This window comes from Paraburkholderia sp. PREW-6R (genome assembly GCF_039621805.1).
GTDB lineage: Bacteria > Pseudomonadota > Gammaproteobacteria > Burkholderiales > Burkholderiaceae > Paraburkholderia.
In genome coordinates, this window is record NZ_CP155074.1 from 908,817 (window position 1) to 933,981 (window position 25,165).

The 25,165-nt window shown below is 62.8% G+C and carries 17 protein-coding genes; 10 read left to right on the forward strand and 7 right to left on the reverse strand.

Features of this window, described 5'->3' with window-relative positions; all coding sequences use genetic code 11:
• Window positions 1–155: 155 nt before the first annotated feature.
• The 4 genes from AAGS40_RS19285 to AAGS40_RS19300 all read left to right on the forward strand — a co-directional run bounded on the left by AAGS40_RS19285 (window position 156) and on the right by AAGS40_RS19300 (window position 4,834).
• The gene (locus AAGS40_RS19285; protein ID WP_345816381.1) at window positions 156–1,235 is read left to right on the forward strand and encodes a ligase-associated DNA damage response exonuclease; all 1,080 of its coding nucleotides are present in this window, start codon (window positions 156–158) and stop codon (window positions 1,233–1,235) included.
• Entirely contained in the window at window positions 1,232–2,905 is a 1,674-nt protein-coding gene (locus AAGS40_RS19290) for an ATP-dependent DNA ligase (protein ID WP_345816383.1), read from the forward strand. The genes AAGS40_RS19285 and AAGS40_RS19290 overlap by 4 nt, the downstream gene beginning before the upstream one ends.
• 349 nt (window positions 2,906–3,254) lie before the next feature.
• Window positions 3,255–3,716 (forward strand): response regulator, encoded by a 462-nt coding sequence (locus tag AAGS40_RS19295; protein ID WP_345816384.1) that lies wholly within the window; start codon window positions 3,255–3,257, stop codon window positions 3,714–3,716.
• 251 nt (window positions 3,717–3,967) lie between these two features.
• A complete protein-coding gene (locus AAGS40_RS19300) occupies window positions 3,968–4,834 on the forward strand; it encodes a glucose 1-dehydrogenase (RefSeq protein ID WP_345816385.1) in 867 nt (288 codons plus the stop codon).
• 127 nt (window positions 4,835–4,961) lie between these two features.
• Here the strand turns inward: AAGS40_RS19300 and AAGS40_RS19305 are convergent, their stop codons facing one another.
• A complete protein-coding gene (locus AAGS40_RS19305) occupies window positions 4,962–5,366 on the reverse strand; it encodes a PRC-barrel domain-containing protein (RefSeq protein WP_345816386.1) in 405 nt (134 codons plus the stop codon).
• Between the two features lie 373 nt (window positions 5,367–5,739).
• Between AAGS40_RS19305 and glgX the strand changes: the two genes are divergently transcribed.
• The 3 genes from glgX to AAGS40_RS19320 all read left to right on the forward strand — a co-directional run bounded on the left by glgX (window position 5,740) and on the right by AAGS40_RS19320 (window position 10,454).
• Window positions 5,740–7,956: a glycogen debranching protein GlgX gene (gene glgX / locus AAGS40_RS19310; protein WP_345816387.1), complete on the forward strand. Its 2,217-nt coding sequence runs from the start codon at window positions 5,740–5,742 to the stop codon at window positions 7,954–7,956.
• 180 nt (window positions 7,957–8,136) lie between these two features.
• The gene (locus tag AAGS40_RS19315) at window positions 8,137–8,316 is read left to right on the forward strand and encodes a DUF2934 domain-containing protein (protein ID WP_345816388.1); all 180 of its coding nucleotides are present in this window, start codon (window positions 8,137–8,139) and stop codon (window positions 8,314–8,316) included.
• Window positions 8,313–10,454, forward strand: a complete 2,142-nt coding sequence (locus AAGS40_RS19320; RefSeq protein WP_345816390.1) for an AI-2E family transporter — start codon at window positions 8,313–8,315, stop codon at window positions 10,452–10,454. Before AAGS40_RS19315 ends, AAGS40_RS19320 begins: the two co-directional genes overlap by 4 nt.
• A 21-nt stretch (window positions 10,455–10,475) precedes the next feature.
• Here the strand turns inward: AAGS40_RS19320 and AAGS40_RS19325 are convergent, their stop codons facing one another.
• The 6 genes from AAGS40_RS19325 to AAGS40_RS19350 form a co-directional block, all read right to left on the reverse strand.
• The gene (locus AAGS40_RS19325) at window positions 10,476–12,170 is read right to left on the reverse strand and encodes an efflux transporter outer membrane subunit (RefSeq protein ID WP_345816391.1); all 1,695 of its coding nucleotides are present in this window, start codon (window positions 12,168–12,170) and stop codon (window positions 10,476–10,478) included.
• A gap of 1 nt (window position 12,171) precedes the next feature.
• The gene (locus AAGS40_RS19330; RefSeq protein WP_345816393.1) at window positions 12,172–13,758 is read right to left on the reverse strand and encodes a DHA2 family efflux MFS transporter permease subunit; all 1,587 of its coding nucleotides are present in this window, start codon (window positions 13,756–13,758) and stop codon (window positions 12,172–12,174) included.
• Between the two features lie 145 nt (window positions 13,759–13,903).
• Window positions 13,904–14,197: a DUF4148 domain-containing protein gene (locus AAGS40_RS19335; protein ID WP_345816394.1), complete on the reverse strand. Its 294-nt coding sequence runs from the start codon at window positions 14,195–14,197 to the stop codon at window positions 13,904–13,906.
• A gap of 132 nt (window positions 14,198–14,329) precedes the next feature.
• On the reverse strand, window positions 14,330–15,604 hold the full coding sequence (locus AAGS40_RS19340; RefSeq protein WP_345816395.1) for an HlyD family secretion protein: 1,275 nt from the start codon (window positions 15,602–15,604) through the stop codon (window positions 14,330–14,332).
• Between the two features lie 163 nt (window positions 15,605–15,767).
• Window positions 15,768–15,950, reverse strand: a complete 183-nt coding sequence (locus tag AAGS40_RS19345; protein WP_345816396.1) for a hypothetical protein — start codon at window positions 15,948–15,950, stop codon at window positions 15,768–15,770.
• Window positions 15,951–16,061: 111 nt separating this feature from the next.
• Window positions 16,062–17,666: an FAD-dependent oxidoreductase gene (locus AAGS40_RS19350; RefSeq protein ID WP_345816397.1), complete on the reverse strand. Its 1,605-nt coding sequence runs from the start codon at window positions 17,664–17,666 to the stop codon at window positions 16,062–16,064.
• A gap of 266 nt (window positions 17,667–17,932) precedes the next feature.
• Between AAGS40_RS19350 and AAGS40_RS19355 the strand changes: the two genes are divergently transcribed.
• The 3 genes from AAGS40_RS19355 to AAGS40_RS19365 all read left to right on the forward strand — a co-directional run bounded on the left by AAGS40_RS19355 (window position 17,933) and on the right by AAGS40_RS19365 (window position 25,076).
• Window positions 17,933–20,086, forward strand: a complete 2,154-nt coding sequence (locus tag AAGS40_RS19355; RefSeq protein ID WP_345816399.1) for an ATP-binding protein — start codon at window positions 17,933–17,935, stop codon at window positions 20,084–20,086.
• A gap of 236 nt (window positions 20,087–20,322) precedes the next feature.
• Window positions 20,323–20,598: a hypothetical protein gene (locus tag AAGS40_RS19360; RefSeq protein ID WP_345816400.1), complete on the forward strand. Its 276-nt coding sequence runs from the start codon at window positions 20,323–20,325 to the stop codon at window positions 20,596–20,598.
• Between the two features lie 203 nt (window positions 20,599–20,801).
• Window positions 20,802–25,076, forward strand: coding sequence for a CheR family methyltransferase (locus AAGS40_RS19365; RefSeq protein ID WP_345816401.1), 4,275 nt, complete (start codon window positions 20,802–20,804; stop codon window positions 25,074–25,076).
• Window positions 25,077–25,165: the final 89 nt, after the last annotated feature.

Consider the following 25,165-nt stretch of genomic DNA (forward strand, 5'->3'; position numbering starts at 1 on the left):
GCGGATAGCGGCTTGTCCAGCTGCCTGCCTTCGCAAGCTTGGCAACAACGTAGCAACTTTACCTGGTGAGCCGGTCGAGCGCTCCTTTTCGCGCGCTCGTCATCCTGGGGTTCGGCAAGCGGGTCCATCGGAAGTCCGTCGGAAAAACATTGAACATGGCGTCTGATATTGCCAATGCAACGGACCTCGTCATCGCGCGTCCGGAAGGCTTGTACTGCCCGCCGGGCGATTTCTACATCGACCCATGGCGGCCGGTCGAGCGCGCAGTGATCACGCATGCGCACTCCGATCATGCGCGTTTCGGGCATCAGCACTATCTCGCATCACAGGCGGGTGCCAACGTGCTTTTATCGCGCCTGCCAGGCATCACGCTGCAAACGCTGCGTTACGGCGAACGGCTCGCGATCAATGGGACGGTCGTGTCGCTGCATCCCGCCGGGCACGTGCTCGGCTCTTCGCAAGTACGGATCGAGCACGCGGGGCGCGTGTGGGTTGCCTCGGGCGACTACAAGCTCGATGCCGATCCGACCTGCGACCCGTTCGAGCCGGTGCGCTGCGATACGTTCATCACCGAATCGACATTCGGTCTGCCGATTTACCGCTGGGACCCGCCGCACACTGTGTTCGACGGTGTGGACTCGTGGTGGCGTCATAACGCCGCCGAGGGCCGTGCTTCAGTGCTGTTCTGCTATTCGTTCGGCAAGGCGCAGCGCGTGCTGGCGAGCGTGGACGCGGCCATTGGTCCGATCTTCTGTCACGGCGCGGTCGAGCCGCTGAACCTCGCCTATCGGGAAGCCGGCGTGGCGCTGCCGCCGGTGCGCCCCGTCAGCGAAATTGCGTTGAAAGACAAGGCGGCGTTTCGTGAGGCGCTGATCGTCGCGCCGCCGTCCGCCCAGGGCAGCGCGTGGATGCGGCGTTTCGGCGACTACAGCGATGCATTCGCGTCCGGCTGGATGCGCCTGCGCGGCGCACGGCGCAGGCGTGGCGTGGATCGCGGTTTCGTGCTGTCCGATCATGCGGACTGGCCGAGCCTGCAAACCGCGATCCAAGCCACCGGAGCGGCTCGCGTGATCGTCACGCATGGTTCGGTCGAACCGATGGTGCGCTGGCTAAGGGAGCAGGGATTGCAGGCCGGCGCATTTGAAACACAATACGGTGATGACACGGTCGAGGCCGACGCCGCCGGCGGCGAGGAAAACACGGCCCTCGTGCCCGTCACGGCGAGCGACGCATGAAGCGTTTCGCGGCTCTCTACACGGCGCTCGACGCCACCACGTCCACGCATGACAAGCTGGAAGCGCTGACCAGTTACTTCGCCGCTGCCGAGCCGGAAGACGCCGCATGGGCGTCGTATTTCCTCGCAGGCGGCAAGCCGCGGCAGTCGGTACCGACGCGCCTGCTCACCGACATTGCGCGAGAGCGCGCAGGTTTGCCCGCGTGGCTTTTCGAGGAGTCCTATCATGCGGTCGGCGATCTCGCGGAGACCATCGCGCATATTCTGCCGCCTGCGCAACGCACGTCGGAACTCGGTCTGACGCAGTGGATCGAGCAACGGGTGTTGACGTTGCGGGGCGTCGCGCCAGAAGAGTTGCGCACGCGCTTGCTCAGCTATTGGGACGAGCTCGACTGGAGCGGCCGATTTCTGCTGACGAAGCTGATTGGCGGAGGTTTTCGGGTCGGCGTCGCGCGGCAACTGGTGGTGCGCGCGCTCGCCGAAGTCGCAGGCGTCGATCACAAACGGATTGCGCAACGCATGGTCGGCTGGACCGACTCGCGGCAAACACCGAGTGCGGCGCGCTATCTGCGGCTGATCGCGCCGGACACGCCGGGTGAAGACGCGGCTCAGGGTCAGCCTCACGATAGCGATCTGGGCCTGCCGTATCCGTTCTTTCTTGCGCACCCGTTGCAGGCCGATCCGGCGACGCTCGGCGATCCGTCGCAATGGCAGATTGAATGGAAGTGGGACGGCATACGCGCGCAACTCGTCAAACGGGATGGGCGCGTGTGGTTGTGGTCGCGCGGCGAGGATCTGATTACGGACCGCTTTCCGGAGGTGGCGGCGTTAGGCGCCGCGCTGCCCGATGGGTGCGTGATCGACGGCGAGATTCTGGCGTGGCAACCGGATGCGTCAGCACCGCTTCCGTTTGCCCGTTTGCAGCCGCGCATTGCGCGTAAAACGCTCACTAAAAAAGTGCTGGCCGATTCGCCAGCCGCGCTGCTGGCCTACGACCTGCTCGAGGCCGACGGCAAGGATCTGCGTCTGCTGCCGCTCGCGCAGCGGCGCGAGCAACTCGAAGCTTTGTCGGCGTCGCTCGGCGATACCCTCGCGCGCGATCTGCTGCGCGTGTCGCCGCTCGTTTGCGCACCGGACTGGCAAGCGCTCGCCCGACTGCGCGACGAGAGCCGCGCGCGCGGCGTGGAAGGGCTGATGGTGAAAGAACGCGAGTCGATGTATGGCGTGGGACGCACGAAAGCATCCGGCACCTGGTGGAAATGGAAGATCGATCCCTACGCAATAGATGCCGTGCTCGTATACGCGCAACGGGGTCACGGTCGCCGCGCCAGTCTGTACAGCGACTTCACGTTTGCCGTGTGGGACGAAGCGAACGGCGTACGCACGCTCGTGCCGTTCGCGAAGGCTTACTCGGGTCTCACCGATGAGGAAATGCGCAAGGTGGATGCGATCGTGCGTAAAACGACGGTGGAAAAATTTGGCCCGGTTCGCAGCGTGACGCCTACGCTGGTATTTGAAATAGGCTTTGAAGGGATTCAGGCGAGTCCGCGTCACAAGTCGGGTGTCGCCGTGCGTTTCCCGCGCATGCTGCGCTGGCGCACCGACAAGCACATCGACGACGCCGACACACTCGCCATGCTCAAAGGCTTTATCGACGATCGTGCGGGATAACCCGAACAGCGGAACTCCATAATACCGTGCCGCTATTTCGACACGTATTCTCTTTATTCTGACGCTTCACACAACAGGCACGCGTTGAGCGGGTGCTGTTGCGAATCCTGATCATGACGCTACGTCCCCATAAGCGCGTATCGCCTGCGGAAGTATTTTGTTCATGCAAGGCTGCGGGTGTCGGTTCGTCTAATTATGGTCACCCCGCCGCGGTGGCCGCCGCGTACCACCTGGAGAAGAGTACCTGGTCAGAAGCATGGATTGAACGCACCACGGGAGCGCATCTTGCAACGCGGCCCCGGGTGTGCAGACAGACCGCGGAACGAAACGGCATCGGCAAAAGGAGAACATGGTGACACCGAACGATAGAGTGGATGACAACGACGACGTCGTGGTCTGGAGACCCATTCCGCATGCAATGGCCTCACACCGCCGCGTGCTGGTCGTCGACGACTATGCCGAAGCTGCCGAAGCGTTGCAGATGCTGTTGAGCGCCGACGGCTTCGAATGCCGCGCACTCGAAGATCCGCTCGAAGTGTGTGAAACGGCCTGCGCGTGGCAGCCGTTCGCGGTGGTGCTCGACATCAAGATGCCGGGCCTCGACGGCCTCGAACTGGCGCGCCGGCTAAGGGCAAATCCCGATACATCGCACATGTTGCTGGTTGCATGTACAGCGGCCGCGTCACGCGATGACCGGGCGCGCGCACGCGCAGTCGGGTTCGATGCGCACTGCGCGAAGCCGCTTACGCCTGAGCGTCTGTTGCGCGTGCTGGAGACGGCGGCGTCGGTGCATGCCGACGCTCCGCCGTAACGGCAGTAACAGCATTGGTCGATTGAAAGAAACGCCTTATTTGTCCAAATATTGGTTTCTCTCCTGGAAAATCTCTGGTGCCGGGTGATGCAATTGAAGCGTCGTCACGAGGCCGTAACCTGAATTCTTTCCGCGTGAATGGTCATCTCCGGCTGGCGGCTGCCTGCGGGACCGACGGTTGCTGAATACGGTGCGCATCGCGCGCAACTGGATGCGCCGATCACCGTCATTTGCACCGAGGAGATTCCATCATGACCGACGTAAAACGTCCCGCACCACCTTTCCCGGCGCAGCCTCAGAGCCAGACGCCCGGCCGCACCGCCGGCATGGACCCGCAACCCGATCACGGCGAGCATTCGTATCAAGGCTCCGGACGCCTTGCCGGCAAAGCCGCCATCGTCACCGGCGGCGATAGCGGCATTGGACGCGCGGTGGCGATCGCATTTGCCCGTGAAGGCGCCGATGTCCTGATCTCCTATCTCGACGAACACGACGACGCTCGCGAGACCGCGCGCTGGGTGGAGGAGGCCGGCCGCAAGGCGGTACTGCTGCCGGGCGATATTCGCAGCCGAGAGCACTGCGGCGCAATTGCCGATAAGGCCATCGAAGCGTTTGGCCGCCTCGATGTACTGGTGAACAATGCCGCGTACCAGATGAGTTATCCGTCACTCGAAGACATTAGCGACGACGAATGGGACAAGACGTTCGATACCAACATCGGCGCCATGTTCAGAATCACGCGGGCCGCGGTCAAATATATGAAGCCGGGTGCCGCGATCGTGAACACCACGTCGATTAACGCCGATCATCCGAATCCTGGCCTGATCGCGTATGCGAGCACGAAGGGCGCAATCCAGAACTTTACTGGCGGCCTCGCGCAGCTGCTTGCGCAAAAGGGCATTCGCGCCAACTGCGTTGCGCCTGGTCCGATCTGGACGCCGCTGATTCCTTCGACAATGCCGCCAGAGAAAGTCGAAAAATTCGGTGAGCAGGTGCCGATGAAGCGCCCGGGACAGCCTGCGGAACTGGCTGCTGCTTACGTGATGCTCGCTTCGGATGAAGCGAGCTATATATCGGGCGCAACGATCGCGGTAACCGGCGGCGCACCGATTATTTAGGCTTGTTAATTAAATTTCGATCAATACGAAGCGGGGGGCCATGCGGTCCCCCGCGTATTAGCTTGAACGATGGTGTCGAAAACGACGAGACGCGGCCCGGCCTGAAGAGACGCGTTAGATCACGCCATCAATCCGGCGCGTACTTGAACTCGGGCATCGCTTCAATAGACTGCCTGGTTGCATTGGGCAGCACGACCCGGCGATTGTTGATCTGCAGATCGGCAAATGGCACGGCAACCAGATGCTTGCCCATTCCGAGAAAGCCGCCCACCGACAGAATGGCGTACGTGCTGCGATCCGCACTTGGCGAAACGATCAGATCGTCGAGTGTGCCGATCGTGTCCTTGTTCCTGTTATAGACATCCACGCCATTGAGCTTCGAAGCGCGATAGCCGCTCGCAAGCTGCACCACGTCTGTACGCTTTTCGGTAATTGCCTGAGGTGCGCCCTGCGCATAGGCGTTCCCATACGACGCAAGCGCGGCCAGCAGCACCGCGGAGGCAACGAAAGGCTTGAGTTGGATTTTTCGCATGATTGTTCTCCCGTGATTTGCCAATAGTTCGAATAAACGCTGTCGTGCGAGCGCGTTGGTCGCCTTTCACATGGCTTGCTGCAAAAGTTGTGCCGCAATCTTGTTCAGCAGCGGCGGCCGCATCCGGCACGCGGCGCCGCGCGAAGGCTGAAGAGCAAGCGGACCGGCTCGGGTCCGGAAGTTGCTAAATCTGCGAGCCTGCTGTTTGACACTTTGCGCTGCAACGCACCGGCTGACGGCTCACCGTCCGGCCGGCCAGCCGCACCGAGCCGTTTGAAGGAACTCGCCAGACCGGACATTGCACTACCGAATCATTCATTGCCTACCGTAAAAAACTTGCGCATTTGCGCTTTTCGCATCCACAGGAACCCCTATGTCTTCCCAGGCTCAATACTCGACGCGCATTACCGAAGGCACGCCTTATCCGCTTGGCGCGACATGGAATGGAAACGGTGTGAACTTTGCGCTGTTTTCCGCGCACGCCACGAAAGTCGAACTGTGTCTGTTCGACGAGACGGGCGAGCATGAAATCGAAAAAATCGAACTGCCGGAATATACCGACGAGGTCTGGCATGTTTTCGTGCCCGGCCTGAAGCCCGGCGCCGTTTATGGATACCGTGTGCATGGTCCGTATGAACCGGAGAAAGGCCACCGCTTCAACCCGAACAAGCTGCTGCTCGATCCGTATGCAAAGGCGCACATTGGCGAGCTGAAATGGGCGCCGGAAATCTTCGGCTACACACTGGGTTCGGACGAGGGTGACCTGTCATTCGACGAACGCGACAGCGCGCCTTTCGTGCCCAAATGCAAGGTGGTGGATGCGACCTTCTCGTGGAGCCATCCTGAGCGCACCCCGTTGCCTTGGGAACGCGTGATCTTCTACGAAACCCATGTGCGCGGTTTTACCAAGCGTCACCCGGACGTGCCGGAAAATCTGCGCGGCACGTTTGCAGGTCTCGGGCAACAACCGGTGCTCGACTATATTCGCAGTCTCGGCGTGACATCTGTCGAATTGATGCCGGTGCAGACGTTTGTCAACGACAGCTATCTGCTCGACAAGGGCCTGACGAACTACTGGGGCTACAACACGATCGGCTTTTTCGCTGCCGACCCGCGCTTCTTTGCGTCGGCCTCCGACCCGGTCCAGGAGTTCAAGGAAATGGTCGACCGTTTCCATAACAATAATCTCGAAGTCATTCTCGACGTGGTCTACAACCACACGGCGGAAGGCAATGAACTCGGCCCCACGATTTCGTTCAAGGGTATCGACAACGCGTCGTACTACCGCCTGATGCCGGACGAGCCGCGCTATTACATCAATGACACGGGCACCGGCAACACGCTGAATCTGTCGCACCCGCGCGTTCTGCAAATGGTGACGGACAGCCTGCGTTACTGGGTGACGGAAATGAAAGTCGATGGCTTCCGTTTCGACCTCGCCACGATTCTCGGCCGCGAACCGCATGGTTTCGACGAGGGCGGCGGTTTTCTCGACAGCTGCCGGCAGGACCCGGTGCTCTCCAGCGTACGGCTGATTGCCGAGCCGTGGGATTGCGGCCCCGGCGGCTACCAGGTGGGCGGTTTCCCGCCGGGCTGGGCCGAATGGAACGACCGCTTCCGCGACACCGTGCGCGAGTACTGGAAAGGCGACGAAGGCAAGGTTGCCGACCTCGCCACGCGTCTCACGGGTTCGGGCGACAAGTTCAACCACCGCGGACGCCGCCCGTGGGCCAGCGTGAATTTTATCGCCGCGCACGACGGCTTTACGTTGAACGATCTGGTGTCGTACAACGACAAGCACAACGATGCCAATGGCGAAGACAACAAGGACGGTCACTCGGATAACAAGTCATGGAACATGGGCGTCGAAGGTCCGACCGACGACCCGGACATCCGCGCACAACGCGAACGGCAGAAGCGCAATCTGCTCGCGACATTGCTGCTCTCTCAGGGCACCCCGATGATTCTCGCGGGCGACGAATTCGGCCGCACGCAGAAAGGCAATAACAACGCGTATTGCCAGGACAACGAGATCAGCTGGGTGGACTGGGAAGCGATCAACGACGAAGATCGCGCGCTCACGGAGTTCGTGAGGAATCTGACGACGTTGCGCCACCGCTTGCCGGTTTTGCGTCGTGGCCGTTTTCTGAGTGGTGAATATAACGAGGCGCTCGATGTCACGGACGCGCGCTGGCTCTCGCCCGACGGCACCGATCTGACGCAGGAGCAATGGGACGATCCGTCCATGCGTTGCTTCGGTCTGGTGATCGATGGCCGCGCGCAGGCAAGCGGCATTCGCCGTCCCGCTTCCGACGCGACATTGATGCTCGTGCTCAACGCGCATCACGATGTCGTCAACTTCACGCTGCCCGACATTCCGGAAGGCGAAAAGTGGACCTGCCTGCTCGACACCAACATGCCGGTGCGCGCCGAGTTGCCGCAGTTTAGCGCGGGCGACCAGTATCAGGTCACGGGGCGCTCCTTCCTGCTGTTCGCACTGGAAGCGCCGAGCCGCGCGACACAACGCGTCTTCGAGCGGCTTGAAGAGCAACTCACGACCGACGAAAGCGAACCGCCCGCAGACGCTTGACGGGTAGGCCGGGCACCTCGGCCCGGCATGGACGCAGGACGCAGCACGCATGGCCGCCGCGGCGGCCATGCCGGGAATAACGCTTGCTCGATGATGCAGTAGCTGCGTGCGACTCGTTGACGACGATGCGCACGCAGTTGCCGTTACCAGTCCACGCCACGTCAAACCGAGGGTGATCAAATGGAACAGGAACACAACTCGCAAGAGGAAGAGATTCGCACGCGCGCCTACTATCTGTGGGAGCAGGCCGCGGAGCCTAAGGGCACGCCTGACGAATACTGGGAACAGGCACGCGCAGAAATAGAAAAAGAAGCGCCGCCGGTTGAAAGCGGTTTGATCGCGGACGAACCGCGGAAATGAAACCTGTTTCCGATCCCCGCAACGGCCTGCGCGACAGCCGGCCGGCCGCGCATATCCAGGCTCCGCCTGCCGCTTTCGGCATCGACAGCCTGATCGCGATCGCGGTGGGGATCACGTTTGTCGCCTGCCTGTATTTCGCGAGCGCGGTGCTGATTCCCATCACGCTCGCCATTCTGCTGAGCTTTCTCGTCGCGCCGCTCGCTAACCTGCTTGAACGCCTGAAGCTGGGCCACGTGGCGTCTGTCTTCGCGGCCGTCGTCATCACTGTGTCGGTGATCGGCCTGCTCGGTGCGATGATCGCCGGTCAACTGAGCGACCTCGCCACGGGCATGCCACGCTACCAGGTCACGATTCAGCACAAGATGGAGACCGCGCACAGTCTGACGGTCGGCAAGCTCGACCGCTTCGCAAGCCTCGCGGGACAGGCGCTGCAACGCGACACGGTCGAGCCGCCGCCGTCCGTGCCGGAGCGGAACAAAGCGTCTTCGTCGACGGCAACCAATACGCAGGTTCCGGCTGCAGTGCCCGTCGAAGTCCGCGAGCCGGTGCCCACGCCATTCGAACTCGCACGGCGCGTGTTGTCGCCCGCGATCAGTCCGCTGGAGACAGCATTCATCGTATTTGTCGTGACCGTGGTGATCCTGTTGCAGCGGGACGATTTACGCGATCGCGCGATTCGTCTGTTCGGTTCGCGCGATCTGCACCGCACGACCACGGTGATGGACGAAGCCGCGCGGCGCCTGAGCCGTTACTTCGTGTCGCAACTCGGCCTGAATGCGGGGCTTGGCGTCGTGATCGGCGCAGGTCTTTTCCTGATCGGCGTGCCGAGCCCAATTCTGTGGGGCATTCTCGCCGCACTGTTGCGGCTCGTGCCCTATGTCGGCATCTGGATTTCGGCGACGCTCGCCACCGCATTGGCGGCGGCCGTGAGTCCGGGCTGGTCGATGGCGATATGGTCGGTGGCTTTGTTCGTGACGGTGGAACTGGTCGCCGGGCAAATCGTCGAGCCGTTGCTCTATGGACGCAGTACCGGACTGTCGCCATTTTCGGTCGTGGTGGCGGCGATTTTCTGGAGCTGGATCTGGGGGCCCATCGGACTGATTCTGTCGACACCGCTCACGCTTTGTTTGCTGGTGCTCGGGCGGCATGTGCGGCGTCTCGAGTTTCTCGATGTGCTGCTCGGCGATCAACCCGCGCTTACGCCCATTGAGAACTTCTACCAGCGGGCGCTGGCCGGCGATCCCGACGAAGCGATCGAGCAAGCCGAGATTCTGTTGCGTGACCGCTCGCTCTCCACGTATTACGACGAAGTCGCGATCAAGGGTTTGCGACTCGCGGCGAACGACGTGATGCGCGGCAGCGTGACCGCGTCGCAACTTGCGCGCATCGAAGCGACGACGAACGATCTGGTGGATGGACTCGATCATTTCGACGACGTCGACCCCGCGCCCGCTGGGGTCGAAGAGGATTGGAGCGCAGCCGGACCGCGCGTGCCGCTGAATGCGGAGGTGGGTCCGTTGCCTGGCTCGCAGGATGACAGCACGGTGCGCGATGCGTCGTCCAGTGAAAGCCTTGCTTTGGCGCAGGAGCAGGTGCAGCCCCATCGGGACGCAGAGACGTCACCCACTGCACACCGCGCGACCGACAGCGACGGCGAGGCGCCACGATCCGGCGAGGGCAAGCGTGTTCTTTGCATTCCCGGTCGTGGCCCACTCGACCCGCTCGCCACCACGATCCTGCTGCAATTGCTCGCCAAACATGGCTTTGCGGCGCGTGCGCTGCCGCACGATGCCGCGTCGCGTGCATCGATCGACAGTCTCGACGCAGACGACGTCGGCATTGTGTGCATCTTCTATTTACGCATCGAGGGTATTCCGTCCCATCTGCGTTATCTCGTCAGGCGGCTCCACGCGCGGTTGCCAAATGCGTCGATCGTCGTGGGTTTATGGGCCGAAGAGGACACGGAAAAATGGAGTGCCGATCTGCAGACGGCAGTCGGCGCCGCATGCTACGCAAGCTCCTTGCGTGAAGTGGTCAGCGCATGTCACCGGCTCGAAACGCCGAATGAGGCGAACGATGCAACGCATGTGGCGAGCGTAACCGACGCAGCCGCCGCCCTTGCAATCGTGAACGGCTAGGGCAGCGGCTGTTTACACGCGTCAACCGCCGGCGCCCGACGACGCGGCGACCGCCGCGCTGGAGGCGGGCGGAACGCCGGCTGCGGGCATGTCCTGCCCTTTTTCCCAGCCGCCGCCGAGCGCCTTGTAGAGCGATACGAGATCGGTGCTCACCTGCATGGTTCCCTGCGCATATTGCTGACGCGCCCGCGCGAGTTGCCGCTCCGCGTCGAGCACGTTGATGAAGCTGGTAATCCCCTTTCGATAACTGTCGCGTGCCAGTTCGAACGCCGACTGTTGTGCGGCGACGCTGTCGCCGAGCGAGTCGCGCCTCACCTGATCCGTGCGATAAACCACGAGTGCGTTGTCGACGTCGCGCAACGCCATCAGCACCGTCTTGCGATAGTCGAGCGCGGCTTCCGCCTGCTGCGCCTTCGACATCTTCAGGTTTGCGATGAGCGCGCCGCCCTGGAATATCGGCAGCGACACCGTCGGTCCGAACGAGTAGAACAGATGCGACCAGCGCGACAGATCGCTCGCATTCGTCGCGCGAGTGCCGACGGAGCCGGTCAGCGACACGTCCGGGTAGAACTGCGCAACCGCGACGCCGACGCTTGCCGTCGCCGCATGCAAGGAGGCCTCGGCACGGCGGATGTCCGGACGCCGGCGCGCGAGGGTGGACGGCAGGCCGATCGGCACGGCGGGCGGCACGGGCGGCACCACGCCGGCCGCCGAGAGTTGGGCTTCGAGCGCGCCGGGCGCTTCGCCGACCAGATAGGCAAGGCCGTTCAGCGCCTGCGCGATCTGTTGTTCGTACTGCGGCAATTGCGCTTGCGTCTGCGCGAGTTGTGCGGTCGCGCTTTTCAGATCGAGTTCGCTGGTGAGGCCGACTTTCGCCTGGCTTTGCGTCAGATTGACAATATCGCGCTGCTGGTCGATCAGGCTTACGGTGATGTCGCGCAACGCCTGCGCGCCGCGCAGTTGCATGTAGGTCTGGGCAACTTCGGCTTCGAGCGATAGCAGTGCGTCGTTGCGGCTTTCCACCGCGGCCTGTGTCTGCGCGTTCGCGGCTTCCACCGAGCGGCGCACGCGGCCGAACAGGTCGAGTTCCCACGAAGCGTCGAAACCAACCTGCCAGAGGTTGACGGGCGCGGTCAGCTGGTCGAGCACGTTATTCGCGCCGTTCTGCAGCGTCGCGCCCGCGCCGGGCGCGATCGCGTTGGCGGGCGAGTTGGGCGCACCCAGTTGATTGACCTTGTCGTACACGCCATCCGATTCGAGAAAGCCTTTTACGCCGAGCTGTTCGCGCTGATAGCTGCCCGATGCGCGAACGTCCGGCAGGCCCTGCGCGGCCGCCGTTTGCACCTGCGTGCGGGCTTCGACGATACGCAACACCGCTTCCTGCAAATCCAGATTGCTCCGTGCAGCACGCTCGATCAGAGCGTCGAGCGTCGGGTCGTTGAAGTTGCGCCACCAGCGCGGGTCGGGGTCGGTGTCGAGCGTCGGGACGGAGGCGACTTTCGCGTTCGACGATAGCGGATTCGATGCTGCGGCGGCCGACGCCGCGCCGGCCGACGCCGCGCCGGCCGACGCCGCAGCGGCGGTACGCTGCGTGTCGTGCCACTGGTCAGGCACGTCGGCGCTGGGTGCATGAAAATCGGGGCCGACGCTGCACGCCGCAAGCAGGAGCGCGAGCGAAAGGGCGGTGAGGCGGGGACTGAAAGATGGACGCGTCATGTCAATGCCCCCCCGCGCCGCCGGCGGCCTTCGCTGGAGAAAAGAAAATCGTCATCGGTATGCAGAGCGCGCAGAAAATCGCGAGTATCGCAAATACGTCGACGTACGCAAGGATCGTCGACTGCGAAATGAATTCGGTGTACATGCGACCGGTGGCCGTTTGCATGGCCTGTGAAAACGGCACGCCGGTCATGTCGGCGATAGTTTGGGCACTGCGCTGGATCGAGTCGTTGTAGTTCTGCGAAAGGGTGGACATGTGTTCGGACAGATGAGCCATGCGAGCCTGCGTGCGCTCGCGGATCAGCGCGGTCGAAAGCGAAATGCCAATCGACCCCGCCACATTGCGGAACATCGTAAAGAGCGCCGACGCGTCGTCGTTCAGACGTGGCGGCACCGTCAGATAGGCGAGCGTGGTAATCGGCACGAACAGGAAACCAATGGCGAGCGATTGCGCGCTGCGCATTTTCACGAGCGTCGCGTAGTCGATATCCGGCGTGAGGGTATGCGAATAGGCAAGCGCGCACGCCAGAAGCGCAAAACCGGTGGCAACCAGAAAGCGCGTCTGCACGTAAGGCATCAACTTGCTGATGATCGGTATTTCCATGGTGATCAGCACCGCGCCCGGCGATAGCACGAGTCCGGCTAGCATCGCGGTATAGCCGAGCTGCTGCTGCGCGAGCTGAGGCACCAGCACCGCGCTGCCATACAGAATCGTTGCGAATGCACCGATCGTCATGCAACCCAGCGCGAAATTGCGATCTTTCAGACAGCGCAGATCGACGACCGGTTTTTTCGCGTAGAGCAACCAGAACGTCGCGCCGACTATCCCGGCCACGGCTAACACTGCAAACAGACGGATGAAGCCGGAAGAGAACCAGTCGTCGTCTTCGCCGCGGTCGAGCATCACCTGCAGGCAGCCGAGACCGAGTGCGATCAGCGAGATACCGATGTAGTCGATCGACACCCGCGTGTCGCCTTTTTTCTTCCAGGGCGGATCTTCGACGAGCTGCATGACCGCGAACGTCGTGAGCACGCCCACGGGCACATTCAGCAGGAATACCCAGCGCCACGAAAAGTTATCGGTGATCCAGCCGCCGAGCGTAGGGCCGAGCACAGGCGCGACCACGATCGCGACCGCCGAAATCGAAAAGGCACGGCCGCGCTGCTCAGGCGGGAACGTGTCGAGAATGATCGACTGCTGGTTCGGCTGTAATCCGCCGCCGAAAAAGCCCTGCAAAATGCGGAAGAGGATCAGTTGCCAGAGATCGGTTGCGATCCCGCACAAAAACGAGCAGATCGTGAACGCGATGATGCAGACGAGAAAATAGCGCTTGCGCCCCAGCAAGCGGCCGAGGAATCCGGAAATCGGCAGCACGATGCCGTTCGCGACCAGGTAGGACGTGAGGGTCCACGTGGCTTCGTCGTAGCTTGCCGACATGGTGCCGGCAATGTGCGGCAACGCGACGTTCACGATGGTCGTGTCGAGCACTTCCATGAACGCCGCCAGCGTGACGACGATCGCGATCAGCCACGGATTGGCGGCCGGCTTCCAGTTTGAATTATCTTGCGTAGCGTCGGCGGAGCTCATGAGCGCACCGCCGTCGCCCGCTGCGAGGCAAGTCTACGCACACAGAAGTGGCCCGCGCCTGCGGACAGGAGCCTGTGGCGCGGTGCCGCGTCACACGCAACGACGCCGCCGAGCAAGACGGAGGCGGCCCGCGCGCGCCGCAGTGCTATTGCGAATTCTGTGCGCCTGGCGCCGGTGTTGCCGCACCGGGGCCGCCGTTGGCCTTCTTCTCCGCGTTCTGGATGTCCGACGGGTAGTTCGGATCCTGCGCTTCCGGCTTGTAACCGTTCTGTTCGAGTTTCTTCAGATCGGCCTTGGTGGATGCGCGCGTCGTCGTGCTGTTTTGCGTCGTCGCGGGCTGTTGCGCCTGCACCAGATGCGCGCCGGCTACCGTCAGCACCGTAGCGGTGACAAGACGTGCCAATGTGCGCTGCGTGCGACGGTCGAAAGTTGGACTCATGATGGGCTCCTTGTGATTGGCCTGCATGGGATTTCATCAAGCACGCCGCGTGCCTCGACGGCCGCCGCGCCGGACATTGCCCGCTGCCGGTTTCAGCCGTGTTGCTCGCATTGATCGAATGGACGCACGCTGTCATTTCAGATACACCTTCGGCGTGACCGATAGGCCCAGACCGAGCGGCGGCTGGTCGCGCGGCATTCCTTCGTCGATGATGATTTTCACCGGCACGCGCTGCACGATCTTCACGAAATTGCCGGTGGCGTTTTCCGCCGGGAACGCCGAAAATCGCGAGCCGCTGCCAAGCTGGACACTGTCGACATGACCGCGCAGGTCGAGCTTCGGGTACGCGTCGACTTCGACTTTGACCTTGTCGCCGGGGCGCATGCGTTCGAGTTGCGACTCCTTGAAGTTCGCGGTGACCCAGACCTGCGGCGTGACGATCGAGAACAGCGATACACCCGCCTGCAGGAAACTGCCGAATTGAACATTGCGGCGCGTGATCCAGCCGTCGGAGGGCGAACGCACTTCGCAATAGGACAGATTCAGTTGGGCCTGTTCCAGTTGGGCTTGCGCTTGTTGCAACTGCTGGCGGCGCTCCTCGACAGCCGCCTCGCTCTGGCGGATCTGCTGAGGCACGAGGCTCGCGGTCTGCTGCTGTGCGCGCGCCTGCTCGACGCTGGCGCTTGCCGATTGCTGCTGGGCGTCGGCGGTGTCGACGTTCTGTTGCGACGTCGCGCGCTGGTCGACCGAATGCTGGCGCACGTAGGCAGCTTGTGCCTGACGCAGGTTCGCCTCCGCCGACGACGTCTGCGCCTTCGCTTGCCGGTATTGCGCGGGATACTGCACCCGCGCGATGTCGAGTTGAACCAGCGCGGCTTGCAGTTGCGCCTTCGCGAGACCGACCTGCGCCTGCGCCTGATCGACCTGCGCCTGGTAGTCGCGCTTGTCGATCACGACCAGCAGGTCTCCCTTGTGAACATAGGTATTGTCGTTAACGGCGAGCTGCACCACGTAGCCCGACACTTTCGGCGCCATCGTGATCGCGTTACCGTCGGTGTACGCGTCATCGGTCGTCACTTCGTTGCGTGTCGCGAACCACCAGACGAACGCGACAATCGCGAGCAGGATCACGATCGCGGCGAGAATGATGATCGGCTTCTTGCCCGGCTTCTTGCGCTTGCCGTCGTCGTCACCGTTGTTGTTCTTATCATTGCCCTTGCCGTCGTCTTTGCCGTCGTCGCCGTCCTTGTCCTTGTCCTTGTCCTTGTCCTTGTCCTTGTCCTTATCCTGGTCCTGGTCCCTGTCTTTTTCCCTGTCGTGATTGTCGTCGTTCTGATTGCCGGACCTGTCGTCCTTGCGTTCTTTCTGGTCCTGAGTGTCCTGAGCGGAGTCGGTCTCGTCTGGCATGGCGATTCTTTCCCGTCGTTGCGGATTTGAGTGTTACTGCAAGCGTTAAAAAACCGCCCGGCGGCGACCGCCGGGACGGCTCTGATGCTACGTATGAACTGCTGACTGCGAATGACGGAAGTCAACGTGAACCGATAGGCACGATGACCCGGAAAACGTCCGGTCAGTGTTTCGCTTTCTTGCCGTTCGACGATGTGTCCTGACTGCCGGCGTCGTCGTCGGTGACGATCTTCGTCGTACCGCCGGTGGAAGGCGGATCGCTTGCCGGAAAAGTGTCTTCGACTTCCTTGTCGATCTGCTTTTCGGTCTTGTCGGCGTGAGGGTGTTTTTCCTTATGCTCTGTCATCGTGGTGACTCCTTCAGATGAAACTATCGGCCGGTTGGCCGAAGGTATTGAAAAAACAGATGGTTGTCGCACGAGCGTTCATGCGTCGACCACGTGCCCCTGATGCGCACTTCACGCGCTGTCCGCTTGCTTGCCAATGATTTCCAGTCCGTCCTCGCGTGACAGCCCGCCGCGCATGGCTTCGATCAGCCGCGCGGTGTGCGCCTGGCGTTCGCAGGCGAGCACCGCGACGACCTTGTCATCCTTCACGTAAAGCGAGACGAAATCCTGCTGATCGAGATCACCGTCGACCACGATTTCATCCCACTCGCTCGCGTGACCGAGATATTCGAAGTTTTTGCCGAAGTGATAGGTCCAGAAATACGGAACGCCGGTATAGCGATGGCGTGCGCCACACATGTTTTCGGCCGCGATCCGTGCATGCTGTTGCGCGACGCGCCAATGTTCGATGCGCACCGGTTCGAGATTTTCGTGCAGCGTGAAGGCCGCGATGTCACCGGCCGCGTAGAGTCCCGGCGCGGCTTCCATGCCGGCGTTCACCACCACGCCGCCGTCTTTTTGCAGCGGCAATCCTTCGACAAAGTCCGTCGCCGGCGCAACGCCGGTGGCAAGCAGCACGACGTCGGCGGCAACATGTTCGCCATTGCCGAGCATCACTTCATGCACGTTGCCTTCCTCACCTTCTAGCGACGTGACTTGCGACTCCAGCCGGAACGTCACGCCGTTGCTCTCGTGCAACGCGCGAAACATTTGACCCGCGCGTTCGCCGAACTGCTTCGCAAAGGGCAGCTTCTCCGGCGAGATCACCGTTACGTGAACACCGCGTTTGCGCAGCGCCGCCGCCGCTTCGAGTCCGATGAAGCTGCTGCCGAGAATCGCCACGCGCAAAGTTTTACCACTTGCCTGGTTCGCGTCGCCTTGCTGATCGTCGCCTTCTTCGCCGGTTTCATCGAGCGCGTCGACCAGCGCTGTCGCGTCGCGCAGACTGCGCAACACATGCACGCCTGCCAGTTCGCAACCCGGTATTTCCGGCAGTTTGGGCACGCCGCCCGTGGCGAGCAGCGCAGTGTCGTAAACCAGATCGGCACCCGTTTCAAAATGGATCGTGCGTCTGGGCACGTCCAGACGCGTCACTTTCGCGACGAGCCGCTCCACGTCGTGCTGTTCGAGCCAGTCGGCCGGCAGCAGGGGCGGCACGTCCGCCGGCGCCATTTCACCCGAGGGCACGAATTTGCTGAGACTCGTGCGGTCGTATGGCGCGTCGGGTTCGGCACCGATCAGCGTCATGCGGCCGCTGAAACCGTTTTCACGCAGCGCGGCACAGGCCGCTGCGCCTGCCGCGCCCGCGCCGACCACCACGTAATGCGGCTCGCGCGCGTCCGCTCTTGCGGCGGGCTGTCCGATCTTGTGTAGCGTGACCATCACGTCGTCGCCGCTCACCGTGACCTCGTAGCGGTCAAGAGGCAGCAGCGCCGGCGGCTCCAGCACCTTGCCACTGGCGACGTCGAACGTGCCCTTGTGCCACGGGCAGATGATCCGGCCGTCGCAAACCGCGCCTTCTTCGAGCGGCGCGCCCGCGTGCGGGCAGTCGGCCGAGTACGCGTGGACAGTTGCGCCGTCTCGCACGAGCAGGATGTTTTCGCCGTCCACCACGACACGTTGGGCGCGATCCGCGCGCAATTGCGATAACCGGGCGACGTGCCGGGCAGTAGACATGGTCGGTCCTCGTACTAGGTGTTGAATTCCGGTGATGGGGAGCAGCGGGCCGCCATGCAATGTGCCGCCGAACGCTCGTGCGGCAGCAAACCTCGTGCCCACGGGAACAGTGCGGCGCGTGCGCCACGACGCCTGCGCACCGTGCTTGGGCGTTCGCCCGAAGTGCGGTAAATTTCCGTAAAAGGAATTAGCGCACGACCAGTGCGCATTGCAGTGGGGGTAGGGCGCGTTTTGACAAGAGTTCACCTTTCAGGGAGATCGTGACCGTGCAGCGTGCCGAACGTGTTGCCGTCGATATCCCTATGCCGTCGCGTAACTTCGCGGCCACGCGGCGCATGCTGCTGACCGTGCTCGCCGTCTCCATCCTGTTTCCGCTGACCTGTCTGGCCGGCTATGGCTACTTCGACTACCAGCGGCGTATTGCCGATTCGAATGACATGATCGACCGGCTCGCCCGCGTGGCGGAAGAGCAGGCAGCCAAGGTGCTGGACCTGAACCAGCAAATGGGCGCGCGCATCGTCGAACTGCTGGGCAATGAAGACGACGCGCAGATTCGCGCGCATGAGTCAGCGTTGCACAACAGACTGCAGGAAATCGGCGGCGATTTTCCGCAGGTGTCGTCGATCTTTCTTCTCGGCGTGAACGGTGCGCTGCTGGTGTCCAGCCGCGCATATCCGGCGCCGGAAATGTCCACGCGTCAAGGCGACGACTTTGCGACCGCCAAAGCAATGCGGCCTGAACCGTACTTTTCGCTTCCCATCTACGGGCCCATATCGCAAACCAACGTGTTCAACACGCTGATGGGTCGCTCCGGCGCGGACGGGCAGTTTCTCGGCGTGGTGTCCGTGGCGCTGCGCAGTGACTACTTCTCGCGCTTCTATCGGGATCTGACGGGTGGCGACGCGTCGCTTGCAATGGGCCTGTATCGCCAGGACGGCAATCTGCTGGTGCGCTATCCGGCATGGCCGGCAGGGGCGAAGCCGAGTGCGGCGAGCCAGTTTGCCCAGGCACTGCGGGACCGGCAGCTGTTCGGTCACATCCGTTTGAAATCGACCGTCGACGGCGTCGAACGTCTGCTTGCGTTTCGCCGGGTCGGCGACTACCCGTTATATGTGATGAGTGCGTATGCGACCTCGTCGATCGGTGCGGCGTGGCGGCAGCACTTCATGATGATCGCGGCGTTGACGGCGGTGCCGTGCGTGGCCATCTGGCTGCTGGTGATGTATTCGCTGCGTCAACTCGAAGCCGAGCGCCGCGCGTGGGAGCGCTGGCAGGGCGAAGTGGCGATGCGCCTGTCCGCCGAGGCGTCGAGCCGGCAATTGCAGCGTATGGGCGCGCTCGGCAATCTGGTCGCCAACGTCGCGCACGATTTCAACAATCTGCTGATGGTGGTGTCGGCGAATGTCGAACTTGCGCGGTTGAAGCGTTTCAACAATCTCGAAAAAGAAATGCTCGCCGTGGAACGCGCGACCTCTACGGCCGAAGCCCTCACGCGGCGGTTGCTGAGTGTCGCGAGAAAACAGCCGCTCAAGCAGGAGCCAGTGGATCTCGCCCACTGGCTGCCCGCCGCCGCGCCGCTGATCAACGCGGCGCTCGGCGATAACGTCGAACTTGCGTTGAACATGGTCGACCAGGTGTGGCCGGTGCTCACGGATCCGACCGATCTCGAATTCGCGATCATGAACCTTGCGGTCAACGCCCGCGATGCGATGCCGCGCGGCGGCCGTTTCGTCATCCGCTGCCAGAATAATCGGCTGGTCGGCAGCGACACGTTGCTGCCCGACGGCGAATACGTGTTGATTGCCTGCACCGACGACGGCGAAGGCATGCCTGAGGCCGTCTTGCGTCGTGCGTTCGAGCCGCTTTTCACGACCAAGTTGCGCGGCTCCGGAACGGGCCTGGGCCTCGCGCAGGTGCTCGCCGTGTGCGAACAGGCGGGCGGCACGGCAAGGATCGATAGCGTGCCGGGCAGTGGCACGACCGTGCGCATGTATCTGCCGCGTTACCGTGAACGCCAGAAGCCGCAGGATGTGCCGGCCTCGGCGTTCAAGCGCGTGATGCCGGCTTCGACCGGCATGGTGCTGCTGGTCGAAGACAACGAGGACGTCGCCGCCGGCGTCATGGCCGTGCTGGAAACGTTCGGTTGCGAAGTGCGGCACGAACCGACTGCCGATCAGGCGCTGGATGTTCTGAAGGGCGGCGGACAGTTCGAACTCGTGTTGTCCGATATCCAGATGCCGGGCAAGATGAATGGAATCGATCTCGCGGAACGGGTCCGCAGCGCATACCCTGCACAGAAGATTGCGCTCATGACCGGTTACGCGGATGAACTGGAACGCGCGCGCAGGCTCGGGGTGGCGATTCTCGCCAAGCCGTTCAACATCGACGAATTGCATGCACTGGTGGTCTGCGAACCGTAATGCTGACAGCAGCCGTTGTATTCCGTTTTGAGTGGCGTCGTGAGTCGGACGGCGATGATCCGGTGCGGCGCGTCGTCAAGTTTCGCGAATGACTTCGGCGGCCGTGCACGTGCGCGGCAGGTTCATCGCATCGATTTCCCTGCGCGGCACGAGGTTTGCTATGAAGAGCACGAGGTATGCGCTTGCGGCTCGGGCGGTCGGCGCCACCCGCTTCTTTTTCGAACTGGAGAATAACCATGAAGATCAAACACGCAGTGCTCATTTCCGCGCTCGTCGCGGCATCGTCCGTTGCAATGGCTCAAGGGTCGGGCGGCGGCGGTGGCGGCCCCGCAGGCAATGATCCGAGCAACGGCACGAACACCGCCACGCGTGAGGGCGGCGACATGATGGCATCCGGCGCAACAGCGCATGCCAAGCCGAGAAAGCATCACATGAAGAAGACGAAAAAGCCGATGACCGACTCGACCAACATGCCGGGCGCGGATGCAAGCAGCGACACGAAAGGGCAGTAAAGCGGCAACGAGTACGCATTAGAACGACAGGGAGTGGCTCGCGCGGCAACGCGCTGCGCGACGCCTCCTGAGCACGCCGGCTCCGGCTATCCGGCCCCCTTTGCAATGCGGCGCAACACACGCGACAATGCTGGCTCAAGGCAGGCGCTCGTCGTTGCCCACGACGAGGCTCGCCCCGACGAAGCGCAGCGCAAAGGACGTGTATGGCCGGCAGGGAAGCAGGGGCGTCGCAATCAGAGTCACAGCAGGAGTCGGAGCGAGCGTCACAGCAGGTTTCGCAACAGGACTCATTGCAGGACGCACGGCAAGACTCGCTGCGGGATTCCCAGACAGAACCGCACGATCATCCAGATACCGCCGAAGGCAGTTCTGCGGGTATCGTCACGCGCGAACCAGCGCAGCTCGACTTTCCGGTAGTCGGTATCGGCGCTTCCGCAGGCGGCGTGCAGGCGCTGATGCGCTTCTTCGAAAACGCGCCGGCGGATATGGGCATGGCCTTCGTGGTCGTGTTGCATCTGTCGCCCGATCATCAGAGCAGTGCAGACCGGGTGTTACAGCACGTCACCCGCATGCCGGTGCGCCAGGTCCAGCATCCGCTTCAGGTCGAAAAAAACCACGTGTATGTGATTTCGCCGTCGAGCGACCTCGCGCTCGGCGACGGACACCTCACGCCGCTTGAAGTCGATCGCCCGCGCGGGCGGCCCATTGCTATCGACATGTTTTTCCGCAGCCTCGCCGACACGCACCGCGAGCGGGCTATTGCCATTGTGATGTCGGGCACCGGCGCGGACGGCGCGACGGGCATTGGACGCGTGAAGGAAAACGGCGGTCTGACGATCGCGCAGCGCCCGTCGGATGCCGAATATCCGGAAATGCCGCAGAACGCGCTTGCGACCGGCATGATCGATCTGGTGCTGCCGGCAGCCGAGATGGCGGGCAAGCTTCGCGAACTCGCCGACAATGCGCGCGCGATCCAGCTGCCGCCCGTCGACGAAGAGCCCGCGAAACATGCCGTGAAGCCGCCCGATCCGGTATCGACGGCGGAGCGCTCGCTGCTCGCTGTGCTCGCCACGCTGCGCGCGCGCACGGGACACGATTTCCGCCACTACAAGCGCGCCACGATCCTGCGCCGCATCGAGCGGCGCTTGCAGGTCAACGGCATCCCCGACCTGCACAGCTATCAGGACTACCTGCTGACCCATCCTGAAGAAACGCCCGCATTGTTAAAAGACATGCTGATCGGCGTAACGAACTTCTTCCGCGACGCCGATACGTTCGAGGTCGTCGAAAAGGAAATCGTGCCGAAGCTGTTCCATCAACGGACTCAGGACGAGCCGTTGCGCGCCTGGGTGGCCGGCTGCGCAACCGGCGAAGAAGCGTACACGCTCGGCATGCTGCTGTCCGAGTGCTCGGAGAAGCATGGCGGCGTGCCGGTGCAGCTGTTCGCCACCGACATCGACGAGCGCGCCATCGCGTTCGCGCGCTCGGGCCTTTACCAGGAATCGATCAGCGCGGACGTGTCGGCGCAGCGGCTGCGCCAGTTTTTCACGCCTGAGCATTCGCAATTCCGGATCAGCAAGGCCATCCGCGAAAGAGTGCTGTTCGCGGTGCATAACGTGCTGCGCGATCCGCCGTTCTCGCGCCTCGACATGGTGTCATGCCGCAATCTGTTGATCTACCTCGATCGCAGCGTGCAAAGCCAGGTCTTGCAAATGTTTCACTTCGCGTTACAACCGGGCGGCTATCTGCTGCTTGGCACATCGGAATCCGCCGAGGCGGCGGGCGAGCTTTTCACAGCGGTCGACAAGAAGCATCGTATTTACCGCGCGAATCTGGTCAGTACCGCCGCGCGGCCGCCGATCAGCGTGCCGGTCGTTCACCCGGGCGGCGTGGCGGCCACCATGCTGACGGGTCCCGCGCAGCCCATGCCGCAGGCGTTGCCGTTTTCGGCGCTGCATCACCGCATTCTCGAACTCTATGCGCCGCCCAGCATCGTCGTGGACGCGGACGCAAACATTCTGCACATGTCGGAGCACGCGGGCCGCTATCTGCGGTTCGTCCGCGGCGAGCCTTCCTACAATCTGATCATGCTGGTCAATCCGGCGCTGCGTCTACGGCTGCGCGCCGCGCTGTTCCAGTCGCAGCGCAACCGCGAGGAAGTCGTCACCGAGCCGATCGAGTACACACCCGAGGCGAACGTGCGCATTACCGTGCGTCCGTATCGGCGCGGCGAGGACGCGTCGGACTTCGCGCTCGTGCTGTTCGAGGAAATCGCAGCCGGCGCCGCCGCGCTCACGCCACAGCCGCCTGCCGGGCCGCCGCGCCAGGATTCGCTGCTGGTGCATCTCGAAGACGAACTGCATCGCACGAAGCAGGAGCTGCGCTCGACAGTCGAGCAGTCGGAAGCATCGACCGAGGAACTGAAAGCGTCGAACGAGGAGTTGCAGGCAATCAACGAGGAGTTGCGCGCCGCCACCGAGGAACTTGAAACCAGCAAGGAAGAGTTGCAGTCGCTGAACGAGGAACTGTTCACGGTCAACGCGGAGTTGCAGGTGAAGATCGACGAGACCGCCAAGGCCAAGGACGATCTGCAGAACGTGATTGCGTCCACCGGCATTGCGACGGTGTTCGTGGACCGGGAAATGCGCATCAAGCGCTACACGCCGGCGGCAACCGAGCTGTTCAACATCATTCCGACGGATATAGGCCGGCCGCTGAACGACATCACGCATCGGCTCGACTATCCGCAACTGACCATCGACACGCTCAACACGTTCGAATCGCTGCAACTGTTCGAGCGCGAAATCCGCGGAGTGGATGGGGGGCACTTCCTGTTGCGGGTATCGCCGTATCGCACGACCGAAGATTACATCGAAGGCGCGGTGCTGACGATCGTCGACATTAGCGCATTGCGGCGCGCGGAACAGCTCGTGCGCATCAGCGAGGCGCGTTTGCATCTCGCCGCGCAAAGCACGAACGATTTCGCGATCATCGTGCAGGATGCCGACGGCGCGGTCGTCACCTGGAACAAGGGCGCGGAACGGATCTTCGGCTACAGCGAGCAGGAGATGGCGGGCAAACCGCTCAATCGCCTGTATGTACCCGAAGAACTCTCCACCAATGAGCCGGCGCTGGAGCGGCAGCGCGCACTGGCCGACGGGCGCGTCGAAGACGAGCGCTGGTACGTGCATAAGAGCGGCACGCGGCTTTATTGCAGTGGTGTGATTACCCCCGTCGCATCGGACAACTTCAAGGGCTTCGCGAAGATCATGCGCGATCTGACGCAGCGCAAGGGAACGGAAGCGATCGAACAACGCAAGATTTCGCTCGAGCGTTCGATGCGGCAGAAGGTCGAGGCGGCGAGCCGTCTTAAAGACGAGTTTCTCGCCGTGCTCTCGCATGAGTTGAAGAACCCGTTGAACCTGATTCATGTGAAAGCGGACATGCTGGATCGCGCGCCGTCCACGCAGGGCATGCCGGTGGTTCGCGACGCCGCCGAGGCGATCCGTCGCTCGGTGGTCAGTCTCGCGAAGATCATCGACGATCTGCTCGATCTGTCGCGGGTGCGCACCGGCAAGCTGGCGCTGGAGAAAGCGCGCGTCGATATCGCGGCGATCGTCGCGAACATGAGCGGCGCGATCGAGGCCGATGCGCTCGCGCATCAGGTGAATGTGAAGGCAGAGGGCGTGTCCGAGCCGCTTTTCATCGAGGCCGACGCGGTGCGCGTTGAGCAGATTCTATGGAATCTCGTCAGCAACGCGGTCAAGTTCACGCCGCCGGGCGGTCAGGTCACCATCAGGCTGTCGCGCGAAGACGCTTATGTGTGCGTCGAAGTGCGCGACACCGGGCGCGGTATCGAGCCGTCGTTTCTGCCGAACGTGTTCGAGATGTTCAGCCAGGCCGAAGGTTCGCACCGGCGTCATAGCGGCGGCCTCGGCATTGGGCTGGCGCTCGTCAAGCAGCTGACGGAAATGCACGGCGGGCGCGTGAAGGCGGAGTCCGCGGGAGCAGGCAAGGGTGCGCGCTTCCGCGTCTGGCTGCCGGCTGACGGTACGGCGCCGCCCACCCGCTCGCGCGAGGCGATAGGCGACGTCAGCCTGCTCAAAGGTATGCGAATCCTTCTCGTGGACGACGCAGTAGAGAGCCTGCAGGCATTCCAGACGCTGCTCGAAATGGAAGACGCGCAGGTGTGGCCGCAAACGAATGGGGTGGCCGCGCTCGCGGCCGCGCACGATCAGCAGTTCGACCTGATTCTGTCCGACATCGGCATGCCGGGCATGGACGGTTATGAGCTCATCGCCGCATTACGCAGGGAGTCCGCCACGGCCACCGTGCCGGCGCTCGCGCTGACCGGTTTTGGCCGTCCTCAGGACGCGGCGCGCGCGATTCGCGCAGGCTTCGACGGCCATCTCGGCAAGCCGGTTTCGCTGCAGGCACTGCTCGACAAGATCGCGCGCATCACCCCTACCGACCACTGACTTCCGCGCTTCGGCACCGGGTGCCGTCTGGCGTTCGACCTGCCGGCCAGCGCTTGCTGCGCCGCGCCACGGGTATAGCGCTTGCTCGA

Excerpts from the sequence above, each read along its gene's own strand:
- AAGS40_RS19330 (WP_345816393.1), bottom strand. The coding sequence starts at position 13,758 with ATGAGCTCCGCCGACGCTACGCAAGATAATTCAAACTGGAAGCCGGCC.
- AAGS40_RS19300 (WP_345816385.1), top strand. The coding sequence starts at position 3,968 with ATGACCGACGTAAAACGTCCCGCACCACCTTTCCCGGCGCAGCCTCAG.
- AAGS40_RS19305 (WP_345816386.1), bottom strand. The coding sequence starts at position 5,366 with ATGCGAAAAATCCAACTCAAGCCTTTCGTTGCCTCCGCGGTGCTGCTG.
- AAGS40_RS19290 (WP_345816383.1), top strand. The coding sequence starts at position 1,232 with ATGAAGCGTTTCGCGGCTCTCTACACGGCGCTCGACGCCACCACGTCC.
- AAGS40_RS19335 (WP_345816394.1), bottom strand. The coding sequence starts at position 14,197 with ATGAGTCCAACTTTCGACCGTCGCACGCAGCGCACATTGGCACGTCTT.
- AAGS40_RS19295 (WP_345816384.1), top strand. The coding sequence starts at position 3,255 with ATGGTGACACCGAACGATAGAGTGGATGACAACGACGACGTCGTGGTC.
- glgX (WP_345816387.1), top strand. The coding sequence starts at position 5,740 with ATGTCTTCCCAGGCTCAATACTCGACGCGCATTACCGAAGGCACGCCT.
- AAGS40_RS19320 (WP_345816390.1), top strand. The coding sequence starts at position 8,313 with ATGAAACCTGTTTCCGATCCCCGCAACGGCCTGCGCGACAGCCGGCCG.
- AAGS40_RS19340 (WP_345816395.1), bottom strand. The coding sequence starts at position 15,604 with ATGCCAGACGAGACCGACTCCGCTCAGGACACTCAGGACCAGAAAGAA.
- AAGS40_RS19315 (WP_345816388.1), top strand. The coding sequence starts at position 8,137 with ATGGAACAGGAACACAACTCGCAAGAGGAAGAGATTCGCACGCGCGCC.
- AAGS40_RS19365 (WP_345816401.1), top strand. The coding sequence starts at position 20,802 with ATGGCCGGCAGGGAAGCAGGGGCGTCGCAATCAGAGTCACAGCAGGAG.
- AAGS40_RS19345 (WP_345816396.1), bottom strand. The coding sequence starts at position 15,950 with ATGACAGAGCATAAGGAAAAACACCCTCACGCCGACAAGACCGAAAAG.
- AAGS40_RS19360 (WP_345816400.1), top strand. The coding sequence starts at position 20,323 with ATGAAGATCAAACACGCAGTGCTCATTTCCGCGCTCGTCGCGGCATCG.
- AAGS40_RS19325 (WP_345816391.1), bottom strand. The coding sequence starts at position 12,170 with ATGACGCGTCCATCTTTCAGTCCCCGCCTCACCGCCCTTTCGCTCGCG.
- AAGS40_RS19285 (WP_345816381.1), top strand. The coding sequence starts at position 156 with ATGGCGTCTGATATTGCCAATGCAACGGACCTCGTCATCGCGCGTCCG.
- AAGS40_RS19350 (WP_345816397.1), bottom strand. The coding sequence starts at position 17,666 with ATGTCTACTGCCCGGCACGTCGCCCGGTTATCGCAATTGCGCGCGGAT.